The organism is Chromohalobacter nigrandesensis, assembly GCF_023061285.1.
Lineage (GTDB): Bacteria > Pseudomonadota > Gammaproteobacteria > Pseudomonadales > Halomonadaceae > Chromohalobacter > Chromohalobacter nigrandesensis.
Genome location: NZ_JAKGAM010000006.1, coordinates 125542 through 151332, shown reverse-complemented (window position 1 = coordinate 151332; position 25791 = coordinate 125542). Strand labels below are relative to the sequence as shown.

At 58.9% G+C, this 25791-nt stretch carries 19 protein-coding genes; 11 read left to right on the top strand and 8 right to left on the bottom strand.

What is annotated here, in order from left to right; translation table 11 throughout:
• The first annotated feature begins 5 nt into the window (after positions 1-5).
• The 11 genes from rseP to tilS all read left to right on the top strand — a co-directional run bounded on the left by rseP (position 6) and on the right by tilS (position 14679).
• Entirely contained in the window at positions 6-1361 is a 1356-nt protein-coding gene (gene rseP / locus L1073_RS09780) for a sigma E protease regulator RseP (protein ID WP_246898849.1), read from the top strand.
• Positions 1362-1557: 196 nt separating this feature from the next.
• On the top strand, positions 1558-3894 hold the full coding sequence (gene bamA / locus L1073_RS09775; protein WP_425531577.1) for an outer membrane protein assembly factor BamA: 2337 nt from the start codon (positions 1558-1560) through the stop codon (positions 3892-3894).
• Between the two features lie 84 nt (positions 3895-3978).
• Positions 3979-4482 (top strand): OmpH/Skp family outer membrane protein, encoded by a 504-nt coding sequence (locus L1073_RS09770; RefSeq protein WP_246898845.1) that lies wholly within the window; start codon positions 3979-3981, stop codon positions 4480-4482.
• A 47-nt stretch (positions 4483-4529) separates the two neighbouring features.
• On the top strand, positions 4530-5579 hold the full coding sequence (lpxD, locus tag L1073_RS09765; RefSeq protein ID WP_246898844.1) for a UDP-3-O-(3-hydroxymyristoyl)glucosamine N-acyltransferase: 1050 nt from the start codon (positions 4530-4532) through the stop codon (positions 5577-5579).
• Between the two features lie 121 nt (positions 5580-5700).
• Positions 5701-6144: a 3-hydroxyacyl-ACP dehydratase FabZ gene (fabZ, locus tag L1073_RS09760; protein WP_246898842.1), complete on the top strand. Its 444-nt coding sequence runs from the start codon at positions 5701-5703 to the stop codon at positions 6142-6144.
• A complete protein-coding gene (gene lpxA, locus L1073_RS09755; protein ID WP_246898841.1) occupies positions 6141-6908 on the top strand; it encodes an acyl-ACP--UDP-N-acetylglucosamine O-acyltransferase in 768 nt (255 codons plus the stop codon). Before fabZ ends, lpxA begins: the two co-directional genes overlap by 4 nt.
• Before the next feature lie 12 nt (positions 6909-6920).
• Positions 6921-8084 (top strand): lipid-A-disaccharide synthase, encoded by a 1164-nt coding sequence (gene lpxB / locus L1073_RS09750; RefSeq protein WP_246898839.1) that lies wholly within the window; start codon positions 6921-6923, stop codon positions 8082-8084.
• Complete coding sequence (gene rnhB / locus L1073_RS09745; RefSeq protein ID WP_246898837.1) at positions 8081-8683, top strand: ribonuclease HII; 603 nt, start codon at positions 8081-8083, stop codon at positions 8681-8683. Before lpxB ends, rnhB begins: the two co-directional genes overlap by 4 nt.
• Positions 8684-8763: 80 nt before the next feature.
• Positions 8764-12270, top strand: a complete 3507-nt coding sequence (dnaE, locus tag L1073_RS09740; protein WP_246898835.1) for a DNA polymerase III subunit alpha — start codon at positions 8764-8766, stop codon at positions 12268-12270.
• Between the two features lie 173 nt (positions 12271-12443).
• Positions 12444-13397, top strand: a complete 954-nt coding sequence (locus L1073_RS09735) for an acetyl-CoA carboxylase carboxyltransferase subunit alpha (protein ID WP_246898833.1) — start codon at positions 12444-12446, stop codon at positions 13395-13397.
• The gene (gene tilS / locus L1073_RS09730) at positions 13381-14679 is read left to right on the top strand and encodes a tRNA lysidine(34) synthetase TilS (RefSeq protein WP_246898831.1); all 1299 of its coding nucleotides are present in this window, start codon (positions 13381-13383) and stop codon (positions 14677-14679) included. The genes L1073_RS09735 and tilS overlap by 17 nt, the downstream gene beginning before the upstream one ends.
• Before the next feature lie 75 nt (positions 14680-14754).
• On the opposite strand, the gene L1073_RS09725 is transcribed toward tilS, so the two are convergent.
• The 8 genes from L1073_RS09725 to L1073_RS09690 all read right to left on the bottom strand — a co-directional run bounded on the left by L1073_RS09725 (position 14755) and on the right by L1073_RS09690 (position 25662).
• Positions 14755-15627: an AEC family transporter gene (locus tag L1073_RS09725; RefSeq protein WP_246898830.1), complete on the bottom strand. Its 873-nt coding sequence runs from the start codon at positions 15625-15627 to the stop codon at positions 14755-14757.
• Entirely contained in the window at positions 15627-17072 is a 1446-nt protein-coding gene (locus L1073_RS09720) for an FAD/NAD(P)-binding protein (RefSeq protein WP_246898828.1), read from the bottom strand. The genes L1073_RS09725 and L1073_RS09720 overlap by 1 nt, the downstream gene beginning before the upstream one ends.
• A gap of 119 nt (positions 17073-17191) precedes the next feature.
• On the bottom strand, positions 17192-18286 hold the full coding sequence (locus L1073_RS09715) for an alkene reductase (RefSeq protein WP_246898827.1): 1095 nt from the start codon (positions 18284-18286) through the stop codon (positions 17192-17194).
• Positions 18287-18295: 9 nt separating this feature from the next.
• Positions 18296-19240 (bottom strand): pseudouridine-5'-phosphate glycosidase, encoded by a 945-nt coding sequence (locus L1073_RS09710; RefSeq protein WP_133695709.1) that lies wholly within the window; start codon positions 19238-19240, stop codon positions 18296-18298.
• Positions 19241-19465: 225 nt separating this feature from the next.
• A complete protein-coding gene (locus L1073_RS09705) occupies positions 19466-23368 on the bottom strand; it encodes an amino acid adenylation domain-containing protein (RefSeq protein ID WP_246898825.1) in 3903 nt (1300 codons plus the stop codon).
• A gap of 45 nt (positions 23369-23413) precedes the next feature.
• Positions 23414-24313: an EamA family transporter gene (locus L1073_RS09700; RefSeq protein WP_246898823.1), complete on the bottom strand. Its 900-nt coding sequence runs from the start codon at positions 24311-24313 to the stop codon at positions 23414-23416.
• Complete coding sequence (upp, locus tag L1073_RS09695; protein ID WP_246898821.1) at positions 24300-24962, bottom strand: uracil phosphoribosyltransferase; 663 nt, start codon at positions 24960-24962, stop codon at positions 24300-24302. The genes L1073_RS09700 and upp overlap by 14 nt, the downstream gene beginning before the upstream one ends.
• Positions 24963-24975: 13 nt before the next feature.
• On the bottom strand, positions 24976-25662 hold the full coding sequence (locus tag L1073_RS09690; RefSeq protein ID WP_246898819.1) for a phosphoribosylanthranilate isomerase: 687 nt from the start codon (positions 25660-25662) through the stop codon (positions 24976-24978).
• Between the last annotated feature and the right edge of the window lie 129 nt (positions 25663-25791).

Sequence of the window (25791 nt, the reverse complement as noted above, 5' to 3'; positions counted from 1 at the left end):
CTCCCATGGGCGTGATTGAGAATCTGCTGGCGGTCATCGTGGTACTGGGGTTGTTGATCACCTTCCACGAATACGGCCATTTCTGGGTGGCGCGGCGTTGTGGTGTCAAGGTGCTGCGTTTCTCGGTGGGCTTCGGCAAGCCGCTATGGTCGCGTGTAGATCGTCATGGCACGGAGTTCGCCGTGGCCGCGATACCGCTGGGTGGCTACGTCAAGATGCTCGACGAGCGTGAGGGCCCGGTGGCACCGGAGGAGCAGGCGCAGGCGTTCAATCGCAAGAGTGTCTGGGCACGCATCGCCATCGTATCGGCTGGACCGCTGGCTAACTTTCTGCTCGCCTTCGTCGCCTATTGGGTGCTGTTCGTCTATGGCACGACCACGGTGGCGCCGGTGATCGGCGACATTGCTGCAGATTCGCCAGCCGCCCAGGGCGGTTTGCAGTCCGGGCAGGAAATCGTGGCCGTCGAGGGCGAGCGCACGCCATCCTGGGGAGACGTCAATCTCAAATTGGTGGCGGCCATTGGCGCCAACGGCGAGCTCGAGGTCACGACGCGTGATTCCGAGACGGCTTCGCCGGAGCGTCATCGTGTGCCGGTCAGCGACTGGTTGGTACGCCAGGACCCGCCACGCCCCCTGGCTACTTTGGGGGTGACGCCGTGGCGTCCCGAGATGCCCGCCGTGTTGGGGGAGGTGCTGGATGATGGGCGTGCCCAAAAGGCCGGACTGCAGAGTGGCGACCGCATCGTCAGTGTCGACGGTGTCGGCATCGAGGATTGGATGGCATTCGTCGAACGTGTGCGTGACAACCCCGGCAAGACACTTGCATTGCGAGTCGAGCGTGACGGTGAGCGCCGCGATGTGGAGTTGACGCCGGCCACGCGCGAGCAGGAAGACGGCACGGCGATGGGTTACATCGGCGTGGGGGTACAAACCACCGAGTGGCCCGAGCGTTACCGGCGCGAGATTCGGTATGGGCCGCTGGACGCCATCGGTGAAGCGGTGGGCAAGACCGGCGAGATGAGCTTGCTCACGCTGGATTCGATCCGCAAGATGCTGGTTGGGTTGATCTCGCCCTCCAATCTGTCGGGTCCGGTGACGATTGCACGCATCGCGGGCGATTCCGCGCGTAATGGCGTGGAAAGCTTCATCAGCTTCCTGGCCTATTTATCGATCAGCCTGGGGGTTCTCAATCTCTTGCCGATTCCCGTGCTTGACGGTGGTCACTTGGTTTACTACCTGATCGAAGCGGTGCGGGGGCGTCCGGTGCCCGAGGCGGTGCAAGCCTTTGGATTGCGTATCGGTGTCGCCTTGGTGGGCTCGTTGATGTTGATGGCGTTGTATTTCGATTTGATGCGTCTGTAGGGACGTCGTTGCAAGACGGACCGCCAACGGGCCTTAATATGGGCCATCAATGGCATGTCGTAAGCGGTCATCGGCCGCAAGGATGAGCGACCCGGGTGTCACGGCAAGGCGGGGGACGACCTTGCCAGTCACCCAGGGAAATGTATAAGGTGCCTGTTCCATGAGCGGGCGGACTCGAGAAAAGCGAATCGACTGCATGAAGATCAAGACCATCGGATTGGCGGCGCTGCTGCTGACCGCGACTCCCGCGGCACTGGCGGCCCCCTTCGAGATTTCAGATATTCGCGTGGAAGGGCTGCAGCGCGTATCGCCGGCATCGGTGTTCAATGCCTTTCCAGTCAGTGCGCGCGACCAGGTCGATGACCGTGAATTGGCCGAGGCGTCGCAGGAACTGTTCGATACCGGCCTCTTCGACGACATCGAGCTGTCGCGTGATGGCGATGTATTGATCGTCAACGTGGTCGAGCGCCCCACCATCGCCAGCATCGAGCTCAACGGCAACTCTCAGGTGGCCGATGAGGATCTTCGCAAGGGCATGACCGAGGCCGGGCTCGATGAAGGCCAGGTACTGCAGCGCTCGACGCTCGATGAGGTGCAGCGTGAGCTCGAGCGGCTTTACCAATCCCAAGGACGTTATAGCGCCAATATCGAGACCAGCGTCGAGGAGCTCGACAACAACCGCGTCGAAGTCGATATCGATATCAACGAGGGTGCGGTCGCCAAGATTCACCAGATCAACTTCGTCGGCAATCAAGATTTCGACGACGATACCCTGCGTGACTTGTTCGCGTTGGAAGACAAACCGGGCTGGTTCTTTGGCTGGTTTTCCGACGATGAATATTCTCGCGACAAGCTGTCGGGCGATCTCGAGACGCTACGTTCCTTCTACCTGGACCGCGGCTACGTCAATTTCGATATCACCTCGTCGCAAGTGTCGATCAGCCCCGACAAGTCCGATATCTTCATCAATATCAATGTCGATGAAGGCAAGCGCTATAAACTCGACGAGATTCGCTTTGCAGGCGATCTCAAGATCGACGAAAGCGAGGCGCGTGAGCTGGTGACCGCCGAACCCGGCGAATATTACTCGCAAAGCGCGATGACCGAGTCTTCCGAAGCCTTGCGCAAGCGCCTCGGCGCCGAAGGGTTCGCCTTCGCCGAGATCGACAGCGTGCCCGAGGTCGATGCCGACGGCGGTACCGTGGATGTCACCTTCCAGGTCGAACCGGGGCGGCGTGCCTATGTGCGGCGCATCAATTTCGAGGGCAATACCACCACCCAAGACGAAGTGCTGCGTCGCGAGATGGTCCAGATGGAAGGTGCGCCGGCCTCCACCGACCAGATCAGTCAATCCCGCGAGCGTCTGGAGCGTCTCGGTTTCTTCCGCTCGGTGGATGTCGAAACGCGTCCCGTCTCCGATGAGTCCGACCAGCTCGATGTGACCTACAACGTCGAGGAGCAGCCGTCCGGGTCGGTCTCGGCCAGCCTGGGCTACTCGCAGAGCGCCGGGGTCATCTATGGTGCGTCGTTGTCCCAGAGCAACTTCCTGGGTACCGGCAATCGCGTCAACGTCAATGCGCAGAAGGGTGATTATTTCACCAACCTCAACTTCGGCTACACTGATCCCTACTGGACGCTGGATGGCATCTCGCGCGGCTATAATCTTTATTATCGCGAGACCGATTACGAAGACTTCGATGACATCTCGACCTATTCCTCGGATGCCATCGGGGGTAGCGTCAACTTCGGCTATCCGATCAACGATCTGTCACGGCTGAACTTCGGCGTCGGCATCGAGGACCTGTCGCTCGATACCTATCGCGATACGCCTGCCGAAATCGTCCAGTACACGGACGACGAGGGTGAGGACTTCATGAACTACAAGCTCACCGCCAGTTGGACGCGTAATAACCTCAATCGCGGCATCATGCCCACCGACGGCAGCTATCAGGAACTGTCGCTGGAGGCTGCGATGCCGGGAAGCGATACGCAGTACTACAAGACGCGCTATGAAGCCCAGAAGCTGTTTGAGTTCCGTCCCGAGTGGTCACTGAAATTCAGTACTAACGTGGGCTATGCGGACACCGTCGGTGACGATGCCTACCCGTTTTACGAAAATTTCTACGCGGGTGGACTGGGCTCGGTACGCGGCTTCTCCAGCAATACGCTGGGGCCGGATACTACGCCGCGTAATGACGGGGACGATGACACCCTGGGGGGTAACGTACTCGTCGAAGGCTCGGCCGAGTTGATCTACCCCTTCCCTTGGGTCGAGGACCGCCGCTCGCTGCAGACCAGTGTCTTCTTCGATGCTGGTAACACCTACCTGACCGATTGCTACGATGTGCCGGGAGGTAGTAGTTCTAGCTGCAGTAGTGGTGTGGATATGGGTGACTTGCGCTATAGCGTCGGGCTAGGACTTTCCTGGCTGACCCCGGTGGGACCGTTGACCTTCAGTGTTGCCAAGCCGCTAAGCGACGAAGACGGTGACGATACTCAGGTCTTTCAATTCTCGCTGGGTCAGACCTTCTAAAGCAGGCTGACACAGCGTCATGCGCCAAGTGCGGCGGCGTGACCGCCGCACCGAGTGACCATAACGAATCAAGGAGAGGGTGTGATGCGCAAATTGACGGGTGCCCTATGTCTTGGGGTGATGAGTGTGCTGTCCATGCCGGCCATGGCGAACGAGGTTGGCGTTATCGATTGGCGCCAGGCGTTGCTGGATTCGGACGCCGCCCAGCGTTCGATGAACGAGCTCAAGAATCAGATCGGCGACAAGAAGCAGCGTGCCGAGTCACTCAGCGAGGAATTGCAGCAGCTGCAACAGCAGCTCCAGCAAGATGGCGCGGTGATGTCCGATTCCGATCGCAGCAGCGCTCAACAAGAGTTGCGTGAAAAAGGCTCCGAGTTCCAGCAGTTGCGTCAGCAGATTCAGCGCATGCAGCAGGAAAAGGAACAGTCCTTCATGCAGTCGGCCAAGCCCAAGCTCGATCGCGCCGTCGAACAGGTCGTCGAAGAGCATGACCTGGACCTCGTGGTGGATCGTGATGCGGTGGTGTATTCAGAGGATAGCCTCGACGTCACCGAGGAAGTTACCCGCATCTTTAACTCGCTCAATTGAGCCCATGGGGTGCCGATGGCGCCCATGGCTAGCGGTTCCAAGCGCACATGAAGACCCTTACTCCTTGCGCCTTCACGCTCGGTGAACTGGCCGAACGTCTTGAGGCCCGTTTGGTCGGCGATAGCGATCATCGCGTCACCGGCCTGGCGACATTACTCGATGCGGGCCCGAACGACATTACGTTCCTGGCCAACAAGACCTATCTCAAATACTTGCCCGACACGCGTGCGGCCGCCGTGCTGGTGCATCCGGGGCATGGCGCCGAGGTGCCATGCGCGCGGCTCGAGCTCGACAACCCTTATCTCGGTTACGCCGAGCTATCGAGGCTTTTCGATCCGCTGGCGGGGCAGGCGCCGGAAGGCGTTCATCCCAGTGCGGTGGTTGCCGAAAGCGCGCGTCTCGGTGAGCGTGTTTCGATCGGCCCGCAGTGCGTGATCGACGCCGGCGCCGTCATCGGTAATGGCTGCGTGATCGGCCCAGGTTGTATCGTTGGGGCGGATAGCGAGATCGGCGCCGATACCCGGCTGCATGCCAACGTCACCGTCTATCACGGCGTGAGTATCGGTCTGCGTGCCATCTTGCACAGTGGCTGTGTGGTGGGCGCTGATGGCTTCGGTTTCGCTCATGATGGCCAAGGCTGGCACAAGATCGCGCAGCTGGGTGGCGTCATCGTGGGCGACGACGTCGAAATCGGTAGCTGCTCGAGCATCGACCGCGGTGCACTGGGTGATACGTTGATCGGCGATGACGTCAAGATCGACAGCCAGGTGCAGATCGCTCACAACGTGCAGGTCGGCGATCATAGCGCCCTGGCGGGGTGCGTAGGAATCGCGGGCTCGACCCGCGTGGGACGCCACTGCATGCTGGGGGGCGGCGTAGGCCTCTCGGGGCACCTGACGATTTGCGATGGCGTTCAGGTTACTGGCATGAGTCTTGTCACTAACTCCATTCACGAGCCCGGGGTTTATTCTTCGGGAACGGGTGCGATGCCCAATGGCTTGTGGCGCAAGAACGCGGTGCGCTTCAAGCAGCTCGACGATCTCGCCAAGCGTCTGGCGCGTCTGGAACGGGATACTCCGGACGTTACCCAAGGCTGATGGCTGCCAGCGAGGAAGCGGACCTGTATACTTCTCGCCCCATCCAGATAGGCGGAGCACTCCGTCTTGTGTGCCTGTTCGTCACCATGACAGGCACTTCGTTATTTCAGAGGTTGTATCGATGGTAATGGACATCAACGAGATCCGTGAGTATCTACCGCACCGTTATCCGTTCTTGCTGGTGGATCGCGTCATGGAGATCACGGTCGGCGAGTCGATCGTCGCCTGCAAGAATGTCAGCGTCAACGAGCCATTTTTCAATGGGCATTTCCCGCATCATCCCATCATGCCCGGCGTGTTGATCATCGAAGCCATGGCGCAGGCATGCGGTATCCTGGGTTTCAAGACCGTCAACAAGATGCCCGCCGACGGTTATGTCTATTATCTTGTAGGAAGTGATAACGTGCGCTTCAAGCGTCCGGTGATGCCGGGCGATCAACTGCGCCTGGAAGCCATCGTCATCAAGGGCAAGCGCGGGATCTGGAAATTCGCCTGCCGTGCGACGGTTGACGGCGAGCTAGCCTGCGAAGCCGAGATCATCTGTGCCGAGAGGAAAGTCGCTTGATTCATCCCACCGCCATCGTTGACCCCAGTGCGCGTGTACCCGATGACGTCGATGTCGGCCCGTTCAGCGTGATTGGCCCCGAAGTGGAAATCGGGGAAGGCACGGTGATCGGTCCACACGTGGTGCTCAAGGGACCCACCCGCTTGGGAAAGCGCAATCGGATCTTTCAGTTCGCCTCCGTGGGGGAGGACTGTCAGGACAAGAAATACGCCGGAGAAGCCACCCGTCTGGAAATGGGCGACGATAACGTCGTGCGCGAGGGTGCGACCCTGCATCGCGGTACGGTCCAGGACAAGGAAGCGACCATCATCGGCTCGCGCAACCTCTTCATGGCCTATGCGCATGTCGGGCATGACTGCGTGATCGGCGATGATTGCATCCTCGCCAATCAGGCGACCCTGGCTGGGCATGTCACCATTGGCGACCATGCCATTCTCGGTGGCCTCTCGGCGATCCATCAGTTCTGCCATATCGGTACCCATGCCATGTGTGGCGGCGGCTCGATCATCACCAAGGACGTGCCGGCCTATATCATCGTCAACGGCAACCCGGCGCAGGCCCATGGGCTCAATCTGGTGGGACTCAAGCGCCGCGGCTTTTCGCGCGAGGCCCTGCGCGCGCTGGGCGAAGCCTACCGCACCGTTTATCGCCAGGGTTTGACCATGGAGCAAGCGCTGGAGCGTATCGAAAACGATTTCGACGGCCCGGAAGTTGCGACGTTCCTGGCGTCGCTGAAGGAGTCCCAGCGCGGCATCACGCGCTGAACGAGGCACGTCATGCGTATCTACCTGGTCGCGGGAGAGCTGTCGGGCGATATCCTCGGCGCCGGTTTGATGCAGGCGCTGAAGCGTCGTCATCCCGACGCCGAGTTTCGCGGTATCGGCGGCCCGCGCATGCTCGCCGAAGGTTTGCACTCGCTTTATCCGCTGGAGACGCTCTCGGTCATGGGGTTGGTCGAGGTTCTCAAGCACCTGCCGGGGCTGATCAAGGTCCGGCGTCATTTGCGGCGTGATGCCCTGGCCTGGGAGCCGGACGCGATGATCGGCATCGATGCGCCCGACTTCAACCTGGGGCTCGAACGCCAATTGCGTGACACCGGCATCCCCACCGTGCATTACGTCAGCCCCTCGGTCTGGGCATGGCGCCAGGGCCGGGTGAAGTCCATCGCCCAGTCGGTCGATGCCATGCTCACCTTCCTGCCCTTCGAGGCGGCCTTTTACGCGCGTCATGACGTGCCGGTGGCCTTCGTCGGGCATCCGCTGGCCGATGAACTACCGCTGGTCAACGATCGCCAGGCGGCCCGCGCCGCGCTTGGATTATCGTCCACGGCGCCGCTGCTGGCGTTGTTGCCGGGTTCACGGGGTAATGAAATCCGCTTCCTGGGGCCGACGTTCCTGGATAGCGTCGCCTGGTTGCGCGAACGCCTCCCCGACCTGCAAGTGATCGTGCCGGCGGCATCCCCGGCGCGTCGCAAGGAACTCGAGGTACTACTGGCCGAGCATCCGGCCCGCGATAGCGTCGTCTTGTACGATGGCGAGTCGCGCCAGGCGATGACCGCTGCCGATGCGGTGCTGCTCGCCTCTGGAACCGCTGCGCTCGAAGCCATGCTCTGTCATCGTCCCATGGTGGTGGCCTACAAGATGGCGCCTACTACGCACTGGTTGGCCAAGCGCATGGTCAAGACCGATTGGATCTCGCTGCCCAATCTTATCGCCCAGGAGACGCTGGTGCCCGAGCTGATACAGGAGGCTGCCAGTCATGAGGCGATCGGCAAGGCGCTGCTCGAATGGCTTGGCGACGATACCATGCGCCAGGCGATGGAGGCGCGTTTTGTTGACTTGCACGCCACGCTCCAACGCGGCGCCAGCGAGCGTGCCGCCGAGGCCATCGACGGCCTGATTACTCACGGCCGCTTGCCGCTACAGGAGGACAACGCATGACGGGGCTACCACCGTTGGTGATCGATTATCAGGGCACGTGCCTGGCGGGCGTCGATGAAGTCGGGCGCGGTCCCCTGGTGGGTAGCGTAGTGGCGGCTGCGGTGATTCTCGACCCGGCGCGTCCCATCGAAGGGTTGGCCGACTCCAAGACCCTCAGCGAAAAACGCCGTCTGGCATTGGCCGAGGCCATTCGCCAACACGCCACGGCCTTCGCGGTGGGCGAAGCATCGCCCGCCGAGATCGACACTCTCAACATCTACCACGCCACGCATCTGGCCATGCGGCGGGCCATCGACGCCCTGCCGGTGGCGGCGGAATATCTGCTGGTGGACGGTAATCGGATGCCGGGGCATCATGTGCCAGGGCAGTGCGCGGTCAAGGGCGACCAGCGCCATGAGGCCATCGGCGCCGCCTCGATTCTGGCCAAGGTGACGCGCGACGCGCAGATGCTCGCGCTGCACGAGCGCTATCCCGAGTATGGGTTTGCGCGCCACAAGGGCTATCCTACCCGTGAGCACCGCGAGGCGCTCGAGCGCCTGGGGCCGCTCGAGGAGCATCGCCGCTCGTTTGCGCCGGTCAAGCAGTGGCTGTCGGTATAGCGTCACATCACATCGTTACCCAATTCATTCAGGAAGATGTCGCCCGGGCGGCATCGTCCGTTTCGTCTCAAGAGCTCGTCATGACTACGCCTTTCGTTCATCTGCGCGTGCACAGTGAATATTCCCTGGTCGATGGCCTGGTGCGCTTGAAGCCGCTGATCGAAGCGACGGCCAAGGGCGGCATGCCCGCCGTGGCCGTGACCGACGATTCCAATATGTTCGGCCTGGTCAAGGCCTACAAGGGCGCCCAGGACGCGGGACTCAAGCCGATCATCGGTGCCGATCTGTGGTTGGAGAATCCCCACGACGAGACGCATCCCTACCGCGTGACGCTGTTGGCGATGGACAACGACGGCTACCGCCACCTCACCGAACTGATCTCGCAGGGCTGGAGCGAAGGTCAGCAGCGCGGCCAGGGCATCCTCAAGAAGGAATGGATCTTCGCGCGCAGCGCGGGACTGATCGCCTTGTCCGGTGCTCGGGAAGGAGAGATCGGACGTCACCTTCTGACCGAACACGGCCAGGCGGCGCGGGAACTATGCGATGCCTGGAATGCTGCTTTTCCTGGGCGGTTTTATCTGGAAGTCCAGCGCACCGGGCGTGAGCACGACGAGGAATGTCTGCATCTCTCGGTGGCACTGGCAGCCGAGACTCAGACACCGGTGGTGGCGACCAATGACGTGCGCTTCTTGAGCCGCGAGGAATTCTGGGCTCACGAAACGCGGGTGGCGATCGGCGAGGGTAAAGCGCTCGACGATCCGCGCCGCGAACGCCGTTACAGCGAAGAGCAGTACCTGAAGAGCCCGCAGGAAATGGCTGAGCTGTTCGCCGATCTTCCCGAGGCGCTGGAAAATAGCGTGATGATCGCCGCGCGCTGCAACGTCGACGTGCCGCTGGGTGAAATCTTCCTGCCCGAGTACCCGGTGCCGGATGGCATGACCATGGAGAGCTTCTTCCGCAAGATCTCTCACGACGGCCTCACCGAGCGGCTCGAGAAGCTCTTCACCGGCGAGACGCCCATCTACCCCGGGCGCGATCTCAGTGAGCACGAGGGGACTTATCGCGAGCGGCTCGATTTCGAGCTCAATATCATCCTCGAAATGGGCTTCCCCGGGTACTTCCTGATCGTCATGGACTTCATCCAGTGGGCCAAGGAAAACGACATTCCGGTGGGGCCGGGGCGTGGCTCGGGGGCCGGCTCGCTGGTCGCCTACGCACTCAAGATCACCGACCTGGATCCGCTCGAGTACGACCTGCTGTTCGAACGCTTCCTCAATCCGGAACGTGTGTCGATGCCCGACTTCGACGTCGATTTCTGCATGGAGAAGCGCGACCGGGTCATCGAGTATGTGGCCAGCCGTTACGGGCGAGATGCCGTCTCACAGATCGTGACCTTCGGCACCATGGCTGCCAAGGCCGTGGTGCGTGACGTGGCGCGTGCCCAGGGCAAGCCGTATTCGATGGGCGACAAGCTCTCCAAGCTGATCCCCTTCGAGGTCGGCATGACCTTGTCCAAGGCTATCGAGCAGGAGCCGGCGCTCAAGGAATATCTCGACAACGATGAGGAATCCCAGGAAATCTGGGACATGGCGCTCAAGCTCGAGGGTATTACCCGCGGCACCGGCAAGCACGCCGGCGGGGTGGTGATTGCGCCCACCAAGCTGACCGATTTCTCGCCGCTTTTGTGCGAGGAAGACGGCAGCGGGCTGGTGGTGCAGTACGACAAGAACGACATCGAGGAAGCCGGGCTGGTCAAGTTCGACTTCCTGGGGCTGCGTACGCTGACCATCATCGACTGGGCGTTGGAGATGGTCGATACGGTGCGCGCCCGCGAAGGGCAGGGGCCGCTGGATATCGCTTCGATCCCGCTGGATGACGTGCCTACCTTCGATATGCTCAAGAAGGCCGAGACCACGGCGGTCTTCCAGCTCGAATCACGCGGCATGAAGGAGTTGATCAAGCGTCTGGAGCCTGACTCGCTGGAGGACATGATCGCCCTGGTGGCGTTGTTCCGTCCGGGGCCGCTGCAATCCGGCATGGTCGACGACTTCATCAATCGCAAGCATGGCCGCGCCGAGGTCGCCTACCCGCATCCGGAGTATCAGCACGAGCTGCTCGAGCCAGTACTCGGCCCTACCTACGGCATCATCCTCTATCAAGAGCAGGTGATGCAGATCGCCCAGGTGATGGCAGGCTACAGCCTGGGCCAGGCGGACATGCTGCGCCGCGCCATGGGCAAGAAGAAGCCCGAGGAGATGGCCAAGCAGCGCGCCGGTTTCATGGAGGGCTGTGCGGCCAACGGTATCGACCAGGATCTCGCCGGCAACCTCTTCGATCTGGTGGAGAAATTCGCCGGTTACGGGTTCAACAAGTCGCACTCGGCGGCCTACGGTCTGGTCTCGTATCAGACGGCGTGGCTCAAGGCGCATTACCCCGCGCCCTTCATGGCGGCGGTGCTGTCCACCGAGATGGACAACCTCGACAAGGTCGTGCCGCTGATCGAGGAATGTCGCAAGCAGGGGCTGACGGTCACGCCGCCGGACGTCAATATGGGCAGCTACAAGTTCACCGTCGACGAACAGAACCGTGTCGTCTATGGCCTGGGCGCGATTCGCGGCGTCGGCGAAGGGCCCATCGGGGCGATCGTCGAGGCGCGCGAGGCCGACGGTGCCTTCGACGATCTGTTCGATTTTTGCCGCCGTGTCGACGCCAAACGCCTCAACAAGCGCACCTTGGAAGCCCTGATCCGCTCGGGTGCGTTGGATAACCTGGGGCCGTCCCGGGCGGTATTGATGGCGTCGCTGGATGCCGCGCTCAAGGCGGCGTCGCAGAGCCATGCCAATGCCAGCGCTGGGATGATCGACATGTTCGGCGATGCCTTCGTCGAACCGGAAAGCGGCGATGTCTATGCCGATTACCACTATGCCCGCGAGTGGACCGACAAGGAGCGCCTGGCCGGTGAGAAGGACACTCTGGGCCTGTATCTGACGGGCCACCCCATCGACGAATACGAAAGCGAGCTCAAGCGTTTCGTGTCGACGCGCATCGTCGATCTGAAACCCTTGCGCGGCGAGTCGCAGCGTGTCGCGGGCCTGGTGGTGGCCATGCGCACCATGAAATCCAAGCGCGGCGATACCATGGCGTTCATCACCCTGGACGACCGTACCGGCCGTATCGAGGCCTCGCTGTTTGGCGAGATGTACGAGCAGATGCGTGGCAAGCTCGGCGCCGATGATGTCCTGATTATCGAGGGCGAAGTGAGCAGCGACGATTATTCGGGCGGCCTGCGCCTGCGTGGCAAGGAAGTGACGCCGATGGTCGATGCGCGCACGCGCTATGGCGAGGCCGTGGAACTCGCGCTAGATGGCACGCGTCTCAATGGACGTTTTGCGCGCAGTTTGCAAGATAGCCTCACGCGGTGGCGTGATCCCCAAGGGTTGCCGGTACGCGTGCGTTACCGCAATCCCCAGGCCAGCGGCGTGCTGGAACTGGGTGATCCCTGGCGGGTGTCGCCCAGCGACGATCTGCTCATCGCCCTGCGCGAGGTAGAGGGGCAGGAGGCGGTGACGTTGCGCTATCGTGGGTGATTCCTTAATCGCTGGCGAGGGTGCTTGGTGCGGGGTGTCTTGCGTGATGCGTTCAGGGTGCGATAATGCCGGTTTACGGCCGGTTGGCGCCATGCCCTGTCCGTCACAGCGTCGCCTCGCGCGACATCGGACGTGCGGCCCCGGGCTGCCCAAGACCACAAAGTAGACGTTCTATGAATCCCAACTACCTGGACTTTGAACAGCCGATCGCCGAGCTGGAAGCCAAGATCGATGAGCTACGCCTGGTCGGTAACGACAGCCGTATCAGCTTGAGCGACGAAATCGGCAAGCTTGAAGACAAGAATCGCAAGCTCACCGAATCGATTTTTCGCGATCTTAGCGCCTGGCAGGTATCGCAGCTCTCGCGTCATCCCCAGCGTCCCTACACGCTGGATTACCTCGATAGCCTGTTCGAGGACTTCGACGAACTGCATGGCGATCGTCATTTCGCCGATGACGCCGCCATCGTGGGCGGCGTGGCGCGCCTCGACGACAAGCCGGTGATGGTCATCGGTCATCAGAAGGGGCGTGACGTCAAGGAGAAGGTGCGACGCAACTTCGGTATGCCGCGCCCGGAAGGCTATCGCAAGGCGTGTCGGCTGATGGAAATGGCCGAGCGCTTCAAGATGCCGGTACTGACCTTTATCGATACCCCCGGCGCCTATCCCGGGATCGACGCCGAGGAGCGCGGCCAGAGCGAGGCCATCGCCTATAATCTGGCGGTCATGTCGCGGCTCAAGACGCCGATCATTTCCACCGTCGTGGGTGAGGGTGGCTCCGGCGGAGCACTGGCGATTGGTGTCTGCGATGAGCTGCAGATGCTGCAGTATTCGACCTATGCGGTGATTTCCCCGGAAGGTTGCGCGTCGATCCTGTGGAAGAGCGCCGAAAAGGCCTCCGAGGCGGCGCAGGCGATGGGTATTACCGCCGAGCGCCTCAAGGAGCTGGGCTTCGTCGATACCCTGATCAAGGAACCGCTGGGGGGCGCGCATCGCAATCCGCAGAAGATGGCCGATAGCATCAAGGACGCACTGGGCGCGAGCCTCGAGCGGCTGGAAGCCATGGAGACAGATGCCCTGCTGTCGCGGCGTTATGAGCGTCTGATGAGCTATGGCGCTCCCCAATAACGCATCGTCTTCCCCTGACGCCCTTGTCGACGACGCCCTGGCGACGACCTCGCCGGGGCGTTGCGTTTGGGTGGCGCTGTCCGGTGGCCTGGATTCCTCATTGATGCTGACGCTGGCGGTGGCGTCATGTCGCTGTCATCCACGGCCGCTCTATGCGGTGCATGTCAATCATGACCTGCAGCCGGCTGCCGAGGATTTCGAGCGGCATTGCCGGGTGCTTTGTTCACGCCTCGGCGTGCCGCTTTACGTCGAGCGTGTCACGGTGGTACACGGTGAGCGAGGTCTCGAGGCACACGCCCGTGAGGCGCGGCTTGCGGCGTATGCGCGCCGTGTCGCACCGGGAGACACACTGCTATTGGCGCAGCATGCCGACGATCAGGCCGAAGGCCTGCTGCTGGCGGGACTGCGCGGTAGCGGGCTGCGCGGCATGGCGGGCATGCCTGAGAGACGCGAGTGGCAGGGGCGTTTCATGGTCCGGCCGTGGCTGTCCGTAACGCGCGTGACGCTGGAACGCGAAGCCGCGACACGTGACCTGCGTTGGGTCGAGGACCCGTCCAACGCCGATGAGCGCTTTGATCGCAACTATCTGCGCCACACGGTCATGCCGGCGCTGGCGGCACGCTGGCCGGGCGCGGCAACATCGCTGGCACGCACCGCCGAGCAACTGGGCGAGAGCGATGCGCTGCTGGAAGAGCTGGCCGCAGAAACCTTGCAGGCGCTGGGGGGCGAGGCGGCCTGCTTGCCGGTCGCGAGCATCGCGTCACTCTCCCGGCCCCGCCAGCGTCTGCTGGTACGCCATGCCTGTCGGCGACTCTCCCTGCCCACGCCACCGCGCGCGCGCCTCGAAAGCTTGCTCGATCAATTGCAGGCCCGCGACGATGCCCAGGTCCATATCGACTGGTCGGGCGCGCAGGCCAGGCGCTGGCGAGGGCATCTCTATCTGCTGGCACCGCTGGACGCACCACCGGTGGCGGATCCCTTCCTGACCTGGGATGGCCGCGCGCCCCTGGAGACCCCGCTGGGTCCGCTGGCGTGGCAACTGCTTCCCGATCCTCCGCGTGATGTCAGTCTCACGCTGCGTTTGCGTCAGGGTGGCGAGGCGCTACGTCTGCCAGGGCGCGGGCGGCGCGATCTCAAGCGTGTGCTGCAGGAACGCCATGTGCCGCCGTGGCAGCGTGAGCGTCTGTGGCTGGCCTGGGAAGGCGATATCCTGGTCGGGGTGCTGGGCATCGCCGCCGCCGAAGGCTGGCGGCTGCGAGCGATGCCCGCCAAGGGTGGTTAAAAGTCCCTATCGCCATCCGAGGGACGAGGGTAGGTTTTTGGTGTCCAAGCCTTTGCGCGGGCCTTGGAATGATCGTTAAATCTCCATGAGTATAAAAGAAAAAACAAATATCAATACAAGAGAAACTACCGTTCCACAGACTATCGTTTGCGCGGAATTTCCCGTGCCACAATAGTAGGTTTCAAGCACTACGATATTGGCTGCTGGGGGAAGAAGAGGCAATAAGGCAAGTGCCCAGATACTGTCTGGAAAGAGGTCGTAACCTAGACTTCGGCAACCTACGATAAATAAGGCGACCATGCTGGTTCCCACTACGGCTCTGACAATGGCGTGCGGAATGGATTCTCGTAAGCTCTGCAGCGATACTTTGGAGTTGTACAGCCAGATACCTAAAACACCCATGCCAGCCAAGGACATCATTTGCTTGGCAACTTCATAGAGAATGCTGAGGTATTCATTCTGTGCCAGGTGCAGCGGCAAGACATGCAATGCCAGGCCTACAATCACCGCCATTACCGGCGGCATCCTGACGATGCGATAAAACAACCCACGCCATGGCATGTCGGACTGTAATGCCAATGACGACGCTATGTTTCCGAAGATCGAGCTACCTACGTAGGCTGCAATTATTATGTGGCTGGCCTCATCGCCAAAAAGGGCTATAGCGATTGGCAGTCCTAGCCACCCTACATTGAGATAACTCAATGTCAGGGCCGTCAACCGGTTCTTCCAGAGCACAAGCCCACAAACGAACAGCAGCGAACAAAAGGCGACACTGAATAGCGCCAGCAAAGCCGTACCGGCTTGGTAGGCTAGCAGGTTGTATATGATGACTAACGGGATGAAAATTTTGGTCAGCGCTTTCGCCAAGATATTTTTTATTTCGGGCAAAAAGCGCCCTAGCAGGACGCCGATAAGTAAATAGGCTAGAGGTATGAGAATGGACATTAAGTAACAACCTCCCCATGCGGTTCGAGGCGAATCTCGATGGCCAAGTAATAGGCTAACTGGGAGGCGCACTGTGCATTGAACCAGAAGGCATTAGTAGAAAAAAGTACTCCTTTGGCCAATGGTCCAAGACAATAGATTCCTGTGGATCGAGTGTCGTTCTCTAATCCATAGGTTAGGGAGTCGACTCTCAGGCCGCCGCAGGGATGAGCAATCGCCAACTGTTTGTTCAACAAATTTCGGACAAGTGGAGAAGAGACTTGCTGCATGTCGCCTGAGCCACCGGTTCCATCGATCAGGATGTTGGCAAGTATGCGCGTGTCTTTGGTCTCAAGTATATACTGCCCTCTTTGGCGTTTGATGGGCGCCACCGGGCGATGCAAATGCAAACGACCCTCTTTTGCGTACTGCTGAAGCTCTCTGACAATATCGGCAGGTATCGGATGCCGCCAGCATGCCCAGAACGACCCGAAGCTACGTTGAAAGTCCTGACGCTCTCGTTCTCCAAGCTTGCGCCAAATCTTGTGGGCATAGAATCGAGTCGAGCCTAACGTATCCTGAAAAGGGAGATCGGCGTTGTCAGCGCGTGATAACAGGTAACCCCAATAGGACTTGAGATTCCCCTTCAACAGGAACCTGTTGGCTCGAGGGACTTCCGGATTAGGCATCTGTTTTATCTCGGCTTTGAGCAATTTAATAACACTGGGCAGCCGCGTCTCACGAGGATGCCGGCTCAACTCGGCCTTTAACTTGTCCCAGATGAAGTGCTCAGGGTGGTAGGACACGCCTTTCGAGATTACCGTGGGCGCAAACCCGCTACGTGAAAACATGTGTATTGACTGGGTTCCCAGTCGAGCCAGCGATCGGACACAGTCCACTGCCGTTAGCCCTGTCCCTGCGACCAACGCGCATTCGGGGGCCCGCGTATAGGCAATCTCTCTGGGTTGTACCGGATTCATGCCCGAGGCAGTGTTGAATGTTGGTGCGGAAACAGACCCTAGAGCAAGCACGGTCCTTCGCGTCATGACCTCGCGCCCATCGTTAAGCCGAATAACTTGGTAGGCAGTATGTGTATCGATATCGCTGGCGTGGGTGTGAAACTCAGTGATTGCAAGTTTGTCGCCGGCCAAGGTCCGATAGATATACTTCAGGTAATCTGAATACGTCACGCGTGGTGGGTACGGGTCCTCCTGTCCTCTCTGCTGACGCATCCACGTGGCAAACCCTTGTGGGTCTTCTGGGTCGATTCCCATTAGCTCGGGTGGCGTGTTCACCTTGTGAAAATATTCAGCCTGTCCAAAGGCTAGCCCAGACGAAAAGCTTTCCTCAGGCGAAACCAGGGCAACACGGATCGGATCTAAATCCTGCTCATACAAATGGGAATGCAGCTGGCGGAGGAAACTGACCCCAGTCGCACCAAAACCAACGATTGCAACATCATGCATCAGCCTAATCCTTTTTCGGCTGCACGAGGGCAACCTGCCTGTTTATGGGACAGGTCGCCTAGCTCACGGCTGCGGTTCATTCTTCGGCGTCTTGACGATGCCGCCGAAGGCACTGGGGATCAGGCAATGGATGCGCACTGCTCCAGAGTCGGGTAGTCGGTATAGCCTCGGGCACCTCCCCCATAGAAGGTAGTTTCATCCACGCTGTTTAATGGAGCTGACAGGCGAATCCGAGAGACCAGGTCTGGGTTGGCCAGGAATAGGGCGCCGAAGCAGACCCCGTCGGCGAGGTCCGTATCGAAGAGGGTTTTTAGTATGCTTGGAGTGGCCGGCCAGGCGGTGGCATCCGCATGCGGGTTCAGGATGAGCGGACCGCGCCACATCGCCCTGATGGCCTCTGTCTGCGGCCGGTTATTGGCTTCCATAATATGTAGGTAAGCCAGGTCCTCCGGTATACGCTCCAGGAGCGCCTTGTAGAGTTCTGGGGTATTTCCTTCAATGATGTCGTTAAAAGGATTACATGGGGAAATTCTTACCCCAACACGCCTGGCGCCGATGGCCTGAACGCAAGCGTCAATCACCTCCAGGGCAAAGCGAACACGCCCCTTAATGTCGCGACCATAGCCATCAGTGCGCTGATTGCAGTTTTCTGCCATGAATTGATGGATTAGAAAGCCATTACCGGCATGGATCTCAATGCCGTCGAAGCCTGCCTCCATGGCATTTCGGGCAGCCTGGGCATGCTCAGCGATCGCCTGATTGATATCAGCCTCAGACATGGCACGAGGCGTCGGGTAATCCTTGGGACCTTCGGGAGTGAAGGCCTGATCTTGTGCAGCAATCGCTGAGGGCGCAATTGAAGCATGTCGGTCAGGGTAGAGGGAGGGATGCCCAATGCGTCCAGCGTGCATTAGCTGAACAACAATCTTGCCTCCCTTGGCATGGACGGCCTCGGTCACCTGACGCCACGCTGTTATTTGCGCTTCACTATGCAGGCCTGGTGTATTCATGAACCCTTGTCCTACGGCGCTGGGCTGTACACCCTCGGTCACGATCAAGCCTGCCGTGGCCCTCTGGGCGTAATATTCGGCCATCAATGGCGTTGCAAGGCCCTCGGGTGTGGCACGATTGCGTGACATGGGAGCCATGACAAACCGGTTTGCAACGTCTATCGCACCGAAGCGTGCCGGGGTGAAAGCGATTGAACGGGTCATCTTGGATCCTTAAACAAAGGTAGATTCGCGTTGTAGTGAGGCGGCGACTTCGCCGGCAAGCTCAGCCGTACTAACCAGCACGGCGGCATTGGCCTGGGCAGAGCGTCCTTCTGTTGCCTGCTCAATGGCACGCATCAGGAACTTCGTCAGGCCATTGCCGGAAATCTGCTCAGTCTCAGCACGCTGAAGTGCATCGGTGATAACGCTTTCGACCTCGGCGCGAGGCAGTGCATCCTCGGGGCGAGGTGGTGTCGTGATGACGGGGCCACCCGGGGCGCCGCTGGCCCAATGAGCCAGGATTGCACGGGCTAGGGTGGGTAGGTCATCTATACGGTTGGGGCTACGCAAGCCACTGCTGTCGCAAAAGAAAGCGGGGAAATCATCCGAGCGGTAAGAGAGCAACGGCACGCAATGTGTTTCGAGAAACTCAAGCGTTAACTCCAGGTCCAGTATGCTTTTGGCGCCGGCACAGACCACGGCGACACGCGAGCGCGTGAACTGCACCAGATCTGCTGAGATATCCATGCTGCGTTCTGCGCCGCGGTGCACACCGCCGATGCCCGCTGAGGAAAAAACTTCGACCCCCGCCAGTTCCGCACAGACCAGGGAAGAGGCGACCGTGGTAGCACCGGGCCCGCCTTTAGCAAGCGCGACAGGCAGGTCGCGGCTTGATACCTTCGGCACGGACTCAAGGGAAGCGAATCGTTCAATCCGATCCTGATCAGACCCTACCAGGATCTTACCTTCATCGATGAAAATCGTTGCTGGAACAGCCCCACCCCGTCTAACCGCATTCTCCACGGCCAGGGCCGTCTCTATGTTCAGTGGATATCGCAAACCGTGGGTAATGACGTTGGATTCCAACGCCACGACAGGACGATTACCGGCCAGCGCGTCAGCGACTTCTTCATTGAACGTTAATGGGATATCGCCATGTGTGGTCACGTAACGCATGTTCATTCCTTAATGGGGTAGTTCGGTTTCTTGATAAGCCGACTCCCGGCAGGTAGCAGCCTCGGAGCGATCACTCGGTCATGCCACTGCTCGGGCGTGACTGGCTCCAGGACAATCGACACTACGGACGAGGGTGTTTTAAGCCTGTCGCACACCACCCGTGTTAGATCTGTGGCCAAGGCCTCTTTTTCTGCGTGAGTGAGCTCGACCGGGAAGTGGCTCAGTTCAATGTGCGGCATGGCTTACCTCCCGCTGTGAAGCCGAGGTTGTGGAGGTTTCCTCGAAACCCTGCGGGGGTTGGCCTGCGCGGGTGAGCATGCCGGCAAGCTCACGAACAGGGCCATCTCGAAGGATTTGGTAATGGTCGCTTGCCGAATACAGGACGCGCGGGGCCGCCGCGGCATAACTGCTGGCATTTTCCAGAAACGAGTAGTCGTCCCCTTGGGCTTTCACGATATCGATGGGTGCCGACACCCGGTGGACTTTGAATTCAGCGAAGTTATACTCAAACTCATAGGTCTCACAGACGAGCTGGGTAATGCGCCTCACGGTATCTACGCCTACTTCAGGGCGTCGTGTGTGCACGTAACGGATGAAGGCCTCAAGGTTGGCACACTGAGCCATACAGCGCTTGGTCTCTTCGATGTCGACCTTGCCAAAGAAGACAGATAGGAGAATCGCAGCGAAGCCCAGATTGCTCAGATTCGCATCACGTTGTTCTGTCACCACCCCGGTATCAACATGAGGGTTCCCTGGGCAGATCAGGACCAGGTGGTCAATTTGTCTGCCTGCTTGTTCCAGCTGCCAAGCAGCCTCGAATGCCAGCCGGGCGCCGAAAGAATACCCCCATAGCGTTATGGGACCGCTCGGCTGCTTATGCTGGATTTCCTCGACATCCGCCCGGGCCATCTCTGCGATCGTTGAGTAAGGTGTCTCACCCTCATTGAGTCCATAACACTGGATACCGATGAATGGACGGGCCTGAGTTTGGGCCAGTGGGCGAAGGTTCATCGGATACCCGCCCAACCCAGGCCAGCAGAATATGGGGTAGGCGTCTGTTTTATCGTTCAGCGGAATCAGGCGCGAAGATGGGGTGGCCATACCCTCATCAATGCGAGTCGCTAGTTCACTTAGCTTCGGGCACTCGAAAACCACCTGGGCGGGGAGGTTCAGACCGAAATGCTTATTGATCGAGGCAAGCATCGATATCGCAACCAGGGAATTGCCACCCGACAGGAAGAACTCGTCCTCACGCGAAACGGGATCAAAATCCAACAAGTCGGACCAAAGGGTTGCTAGCCAGCGCTCGGTCGGTGAATCAGGCTCCTTATAGGGTTTAGCAGCGACGGCCTCGCGTAACTGATCCGAGGCGGCGACTGCTTTGTGATCGACTTTCCCGTTGGCCGAGAGGGGGAGCCTGTCAAAGACGAGAACTCTGTCGGGTATCATATAATCAGGGAGGCTTCTCGCCAGTTCATCGCGGATCATCTCTGCGGGGCCTTGCATGTGAACGCTGTCTTCATGCATGCCTTCGCTAAGCCGCTGTGCCTCGCTGACCTTGCCGCCTATGAAGAAGTACATCGGGCCAGATTCGATGCCCGCTTCGTGAAGAATCCCGTCAAATCGGCGAGCAGCGGGTAATGGGTTGCCCGATTTAGAACTGTAGCCCGATGACATGAAGCCAAAGCCGTGCTCATTACGCTGGAACTTGTGCAGTGCATAGCCCAGCGCCACATAGCCTAATGACGCATCCTGTTCGCGGCTCAGGATCGATAGGCCGACGCTTGAGCGATTGAAAACTTGCTGGTTGATTGCGATGACGTCTCGTGACGCAATGGCATTGTTCGAAATCAGCTTCCGCTCGTTTCTCATGATCTTCCAGGTCCCGGGCTCTAGGCCCTCCGTCCCAAGGCCCGTCGACTGGACATATAACTCGACATTCGGCCTCCAACCTCGTCCTGCTGGGACACAGGCAAAACTTCCAAGGTCAAAGTCGTCACGTTGGAGACCAAGGTGCGCTAACAGATATTCATGGCGAGGCGCGGGCGTAACACTGTGACCATCCTTGATCAGTACTTCATCGAGCAGTCCCAGCATGTGTCCCGTTTCGATCTCCAGGACTTCTCTAATGTTGTTCTTGTAGACCGGCTCTATGGCCTTTCGCTTGCCCGCGAAGTGGAAACGTAGCTGACGAGGCCCGTCTTCCTGAATGGCCGAGAAAGGGCTGGCCACACGAATCAGGGTGTGTCGTAAGGGATGATAGTAGTGGATTCCATCCTCAACACCTGGGATGCCGGCACACTCTACGTAGAGCTGAGTGGCGTATAGCGCTCCCGGGGATGCATAGGCATATTTGGGGAGAAGTCGGGCTTCACTCTGGAAGCTGCCGAACCAACGAAGCAGGTCGCTCAACAGGGCGATATCCCATTCACAGGGTAGCTGCATGTCCTTGGGACTCGCCATCTGGCGTTGCCAGTCGCTGATCAACTCTGCCAGCTCGTCCCGGGTCGTGATGCCGCCGTCATAGAAACGATAGGTTTTCCGGGCGAAGACCTTCCGTCGTTGCTCGTCGAAGGGCTGTGAGCCGGGCAGCGATGTAACCGCCGATGAGGCGAGAGAAAGATCATCACGAAGGCCCGGGTTGGCCAGCTGAGCCTTCACCTGAAGTTTGTTCGCCTTGGATTGGTGGTGACTGCCGGCGACCCCTTGGTCCATCAATGCAGCTTCTTTATCGTTCAGCTCGATGCAAGCCGTCAGCGATTGCCCCTTGGTTCGCTCGTCTTCAAGGACCACCACCGACGCATGGCGGACCCAGAGATGAGCTTCGATTGCTACGATGATTTCCTCAAGTTCAACGCGATAACCCCGCAGCTTTACCTGATGATCAGAACGCCCAGCAAAGCGTAGGGTGCCGTCGGCTTGCCGGGAACAGATATCCCCCGTCCGGTACAAACGTTGCTGTGGAGCCCCGGGTAGAAAAACAAAGCGTTCCCGGGTTAGTTCGGTACTGTTGCGATACCCTTTGGCTAGCTGAATCCCGCCAAGATAGAGCTCACCTTCCTCTCCGTCGGGAACGTGATTCATCTGCGAATCCAGGATATGGCAAGTTACCCCATCGACGGGTGTGCCGATTGATACCGCGCAGGACAGGTCGGTTAATTCATCTACACAGACATGATGCGATGTCGCATTGATCGTGCATTCCGTCGGTCCATACAGATTGACAAGATCGACGTGAGGCATCGAGGTGAGCACCTTGCGTGCCAGCTTCTGAGAAAGTGCTTCGCCACCGGAAAACAGTGTCGAGAGGCTTGTACAGTTCAAGAATGTCTCGTCTTCGACAAGCGCACTGAGCAGGGTGGGAACGCATTGGAGATTGGCCACACTGTGACGCTGGATACTGGAGATGATGGCATGCGCGTCACGGAACATACCTGGTCGGCCTGACACCACCGCTGCACCGACGGCTGGCGCGAGTAATTCCCACTGTGCAGCATCGAAGCTGACCGGTGTTTTTTGCAGGATTCTGACGCCAGGTCTTAGGTAAGCTTGACGGGACAGCCAACGCAACTGGTTGACCACGGCCTCTTGGCTGATCATGACACCTTTCGGCTTACCTGTACTTCCGGACGTGTAAATTACGTAGCCAAGGTCCTCCAAAGTGCATGTCGCAGCCTCACTCGCTGGTTCTCGCAGGAGCTCTTCGAGCACCAGTACCTGGGTAGTGTGCGGCACCATCCTTTGTAGCTGGGCTTTTAGATGAGCCTGGGTGAGGATGGTGTTGGTACCGCTGTGCTCGACGATGTAACGAATACGTTCCTCAGGGTATTCAACGGCCAGCGGAAGATAGGCACGGCCAGCCCAGAGAATACCCCAGAGACCAGAGATCATTTCCGGCGAAGGATCGGCATAGAGTCCCAGACACTCGCTGACGCCTGGCGCGCTAGAGAGAATCCCCTTGGCAATACTGCCCGCGGTCGAAGCGAGATCGGCCATGCTTACCTGGGTATCGTCAGAGATCACCGCTGGCACGTCCGGCCTTGTACGGGCCTGCCAGGCAAGCATGCCGGAAAGCGTGTCCAAGGTTGTAGGAATGTCATGGGAAGGAAGCTGCGTGTTCAAAGCCATGGGAATACCCTTGCTGATCAGTTTAAAGACGTGTGCAGATGGGGTTCAGGCCTCTCCGTGCCTCGGACGTTGAAAACGGGCAAAAAGGTTTATATGGGGCTGCGCGAGGAATACCGCACCGAGCACCCCGACACCTCCCAGCAATTGCAACCAATTCAATTGCTCATTGAGGAACCAGTACCCCAGCAATGTCGCGGAGAGGGGGCTCAGGAGAGAGATGAAAGACACGGATAAAGCCGGCAGGCGCTCAATGCCACGGAACCACAGCGCATAGGCGGCGAGAGCTCCAAACAACCCGAGGTAACCCAGACCCAGCCAGTTACGTACTGTGAGGACCGGAGGGAGGCCTTCATAGACGAGGGCGATCGGCAGTAATGCGGCGCCTCCGAAGGCCAGTTGCCAGCCTGTGAACGTTAATAGGCTGGTTCCGGCGGGACGGCCCCAGCGCTTAGTAAGGACGATGCCCGTCGCCATGGACAATGCCCCCCCAAGGCCAGCTGTTACGCCAACGACGTTCAATTCAGCTTCAGGCCTGAGCACTACTAGAGCCACACCGACTGCCGCCAGCACACAGGCCAGTACCTGCGTGGCAGTAATGGCGTTGCCAAACAGTACTACTCCATAAAGCAGTACAATGATTGGCTGGATGGACATGATCAGTGCAGCTACCCCTCCAGGGAGGTGATAGGCTGCGACGAACAAAAAATAGAAGAAGGCTCCTATGTTCAGTACGCCCAACAGTGCCGCCCGGACCCACCAGCCACCTGTCGGCAGCTGGCGCCCGAAAGCAATGAGGATGAGGCCGGCCGGTAACGCGCGAAGCACCGCAGCTAGCAAAGGCGCATCGGGAGGCAAAAACTCCGTGGTCACCAGATATGTGCTGCCCCAGACAATAGGAACCAATGAGGTCAAAAAGATATTCAGGACAATATTATGCCTGTCCATGAGCGGCCCCTTGTCTCGTTGTGCCAAAGTACCTGTCACCAAAGTCCCCAATGCCCGGTACCATAAAGGCCTCTTCGTTCAGTCGTTTCTCGACCGAAGAAGTCACGATAGTCAGGTTTGGATAGGTTGACTCGAGTCTCGCTAACCCTTCTGGTGAGGTAAGAACGTTCGCAAAAATGATGTTATGTTCTGGGACGCCACGTTCAAGGAGTTCACGCACAGCCATTATCGCCGATCCCCCTGTGGCTAGCATGGGTTCCAAAAGAAGCACATATCGATCAGCAATATCTTCAGGAAAAGCGGCGTAGTAGAGGTGAGGAAGCTTTGTCACCTTATTCCGCTGGATTAAGATCTTCCCGATAGGAAAGCCCGCCAGAATCGATGAAAGGGCATATTCCATGCTCTCTCCCGCTCTAACGACAGAAACAGCACAAAGAGGCTTGCTAACTTGTTGTCCTTCGTACAGTTCGCCGATAGGCGTTCTTACCTCGTAAGGCTGATAGGGCAAAAGCTCAAAACATTTTTCCAATATCAAACGAATCAGCCGATTCGCCTGGAAGACAAACAGTGAATGGCTGGTATCACGGTGGCGTATCACCGAATGTATGGCTTTTAAGGACTTAGTCTGGTTCAAAACATGAACTGGCATGATTAAGCCTCCGTTACACTAGGGTTGTTGCACCAATTTCATCAAAAGCTGCACGTGCCTCTGAAACGAAGCGGCGGATCTTGTTTCGGTCCTTGCGCCCGTCAGGCCCTTCCAATAGCGAGTGTGCGTCGATGGCAGCAGGCTGAACCTCTCGTATAGCCTCACCAATATTTTCGGGAGAAAGACCACCAGCCATCATTAATGGGCGCTCAGAATGACGTACCAATTCCTTGCTCACTGACCAGTCATGTGTAATACCAGTGGCACCTTTAGCCCCGGTTATAGGGTCGAAAGTATCAGTTATATACATGTCTACCCATTCGGAGCTGTCATCAATAAGCTGGAGGAGACCGTTCAGGTTATCTGAGCGAACAACGAGGCTTTTGAGCAAATAAAGGTCCGGGCGGGCCTCACGCAGCTTGGCTAACTCCTTCATGGAAATATCGCCATGCAGCTGTACAGCATCCAGACAGAGCTGGTCACAGAAGCGGGATACTTCGTCAGCCTCAGTCATATAGCTAATCAGAACTCCCCTGTGTGGTTTAGGCAATGACTGTAAAATAGAGGTAGCTTCAGATTCGCTGATATCGTCACGCCCTGAAGGAAGACGTAGCGGAAAACCTAGCCAATCCACACCTTCATTGATCAGCATGTCAGCTTCTTTGGCGTCGATGATTCCTGCAACCTGGATAATGCTCATGTCTGTCTCTTACCTTGTGTTCGACTATGGAAAAACAGCGTATTGCTGCGTTACAAGACGTTACTAGACTGAGAAATGATAGGATAGATATATTTGAGTGCGAACTGTGTTTACCGACAGTGCACAACA

What these genes read in the sequence shown, in the direction of transcription:
- L1073_RS09705 (WP_246898825.1), bottom strand. Translation starts at nt 23,368, where the DNA reads ATGGCTTTGAACACGCAGCTTCCTTCCCATGACATTCCTACAACCTTG.
- rnhB (WP_246898837.1), top strand. Translation starts at nt 8,081, where the DNA reads ATGACGGGGCTACCACCGTTGGTGATCGATTATCAGGGCACGTGCCTG.
- dnaE (WP_246898835.1), top strand. Translation starts at nt 8,764, where the DNA reads ATGACTACGCCTTTCGTTCATCTGCGCGTGCACAGTGAATATTCCCTG.
- rseP (WP_246898849.1), top strand. Translation starts at nt 6, where the DNA reads ATGGGCGTGATTGAGAATCTGCTGGCGGTCATCGTGGTACTGGGGTTG.
- L1073_RS09710 (WP_133695709.1), bottom strand. Translation starts at nt 19,240, where the DNA reads ATGCGTTACGTGACCACACATGGCGATATCCCATTAACGTTCAATGAA.
- L1073_RS09715 (WP_246898827.1), bottom strand. Translation starts at nt 18,286, where the DNA reads ATGACCCGTTCAATCGCTTTCACCCCGGCACGCTTCGGTGCGATAGAC.
- fabZ (WP_246898842.1), top strand. Translation starts at nt 5,701, where the DNA reads ATGGTAATGGACATCAACGAGATCCGTGAGTATCTACCGCACCGTTAT.
- L1073_RS09690 (WP_246898819.1), bottom strand. Translation starts at nt 25,662, where the DNA reads ATGAGCATTATCCAGGTTGCAGGAATCATCGACGCCAAAGAAGCTGAC.
- lpxD (WP_246898844.1), top strand. Translation starts at nt 4,530, where the DNA reads ATGAAGACCCTTACTCCTTGCGCCTTCACGCTCGGTGAACTGGCCGAA.
- L1073_RS09725 (WP_246898830.1), bottom strand. Translation starts at nt 15,627, where the DNA reads ATGTCCATTCTCATACCTCTAGCCTATTTACTTATCGGCGTCCTGCTA.
- tilS (WP_246898831.1), top strand. Translation starts at nt 13,381, where the DNA reads ATGGCGCTCCCCAATAACGCATCGTCTTCCCCTGACGCCCTTGTCGAC.
- L1073_RS09700 (WP_246898823.1), bottom strand. Translation starts at nt 24,313, where the DNA reads ATGGACAGGCATAATATTGTCCTGAATATCTTTTTGACCTCATTGGTT.
- L1073_RS09720 (WP_246898828.1), bottom strand. Translation starts at nt 17,072, where the DNA reads ATGCATGATGTTGCAATCGTTGGTTTTGGTGCGACTGGGGTCAGTTTC.
- lpxB (WP_246898839.1), top strand. Translation starts at nt 6,921, where the DNA reads ATGCGTATCTACCTGGTCGCGGGAGAGCTGTCGGGCGATATCCTCGGC.
- L1073_RS09735 (WP_246898833.1), top strand. Translation starts at nt 12,444, where the DNA reads ATGAATCCCAACTACCTGGACTTTGAACAGCCGATCGCCGAGCTGGAA.
- upp (WP_246898821.1), bottom strand. Translation starts at nt 24,962, where the DNA reads ATGCCAGTTCATGTTTTGAACCAGACTAAGTCCTTAAAAGCCATACAT.
- bamA (WP_425531577.1), top strand. Translation starts at nt 1,558, where the DNA reads ATGAAGATCAAGACCATCGGATTGGCGGCGCTGCTGCTGACCGCGACT.
- L1073_RS09770 (WP_246898845.1), top strand. Translation starts at nt 3,979, where the DNA reads ATGCGCAAATTGACGGGTGCCCTATGTCTTGGGGTGATGAGTGTGCTG.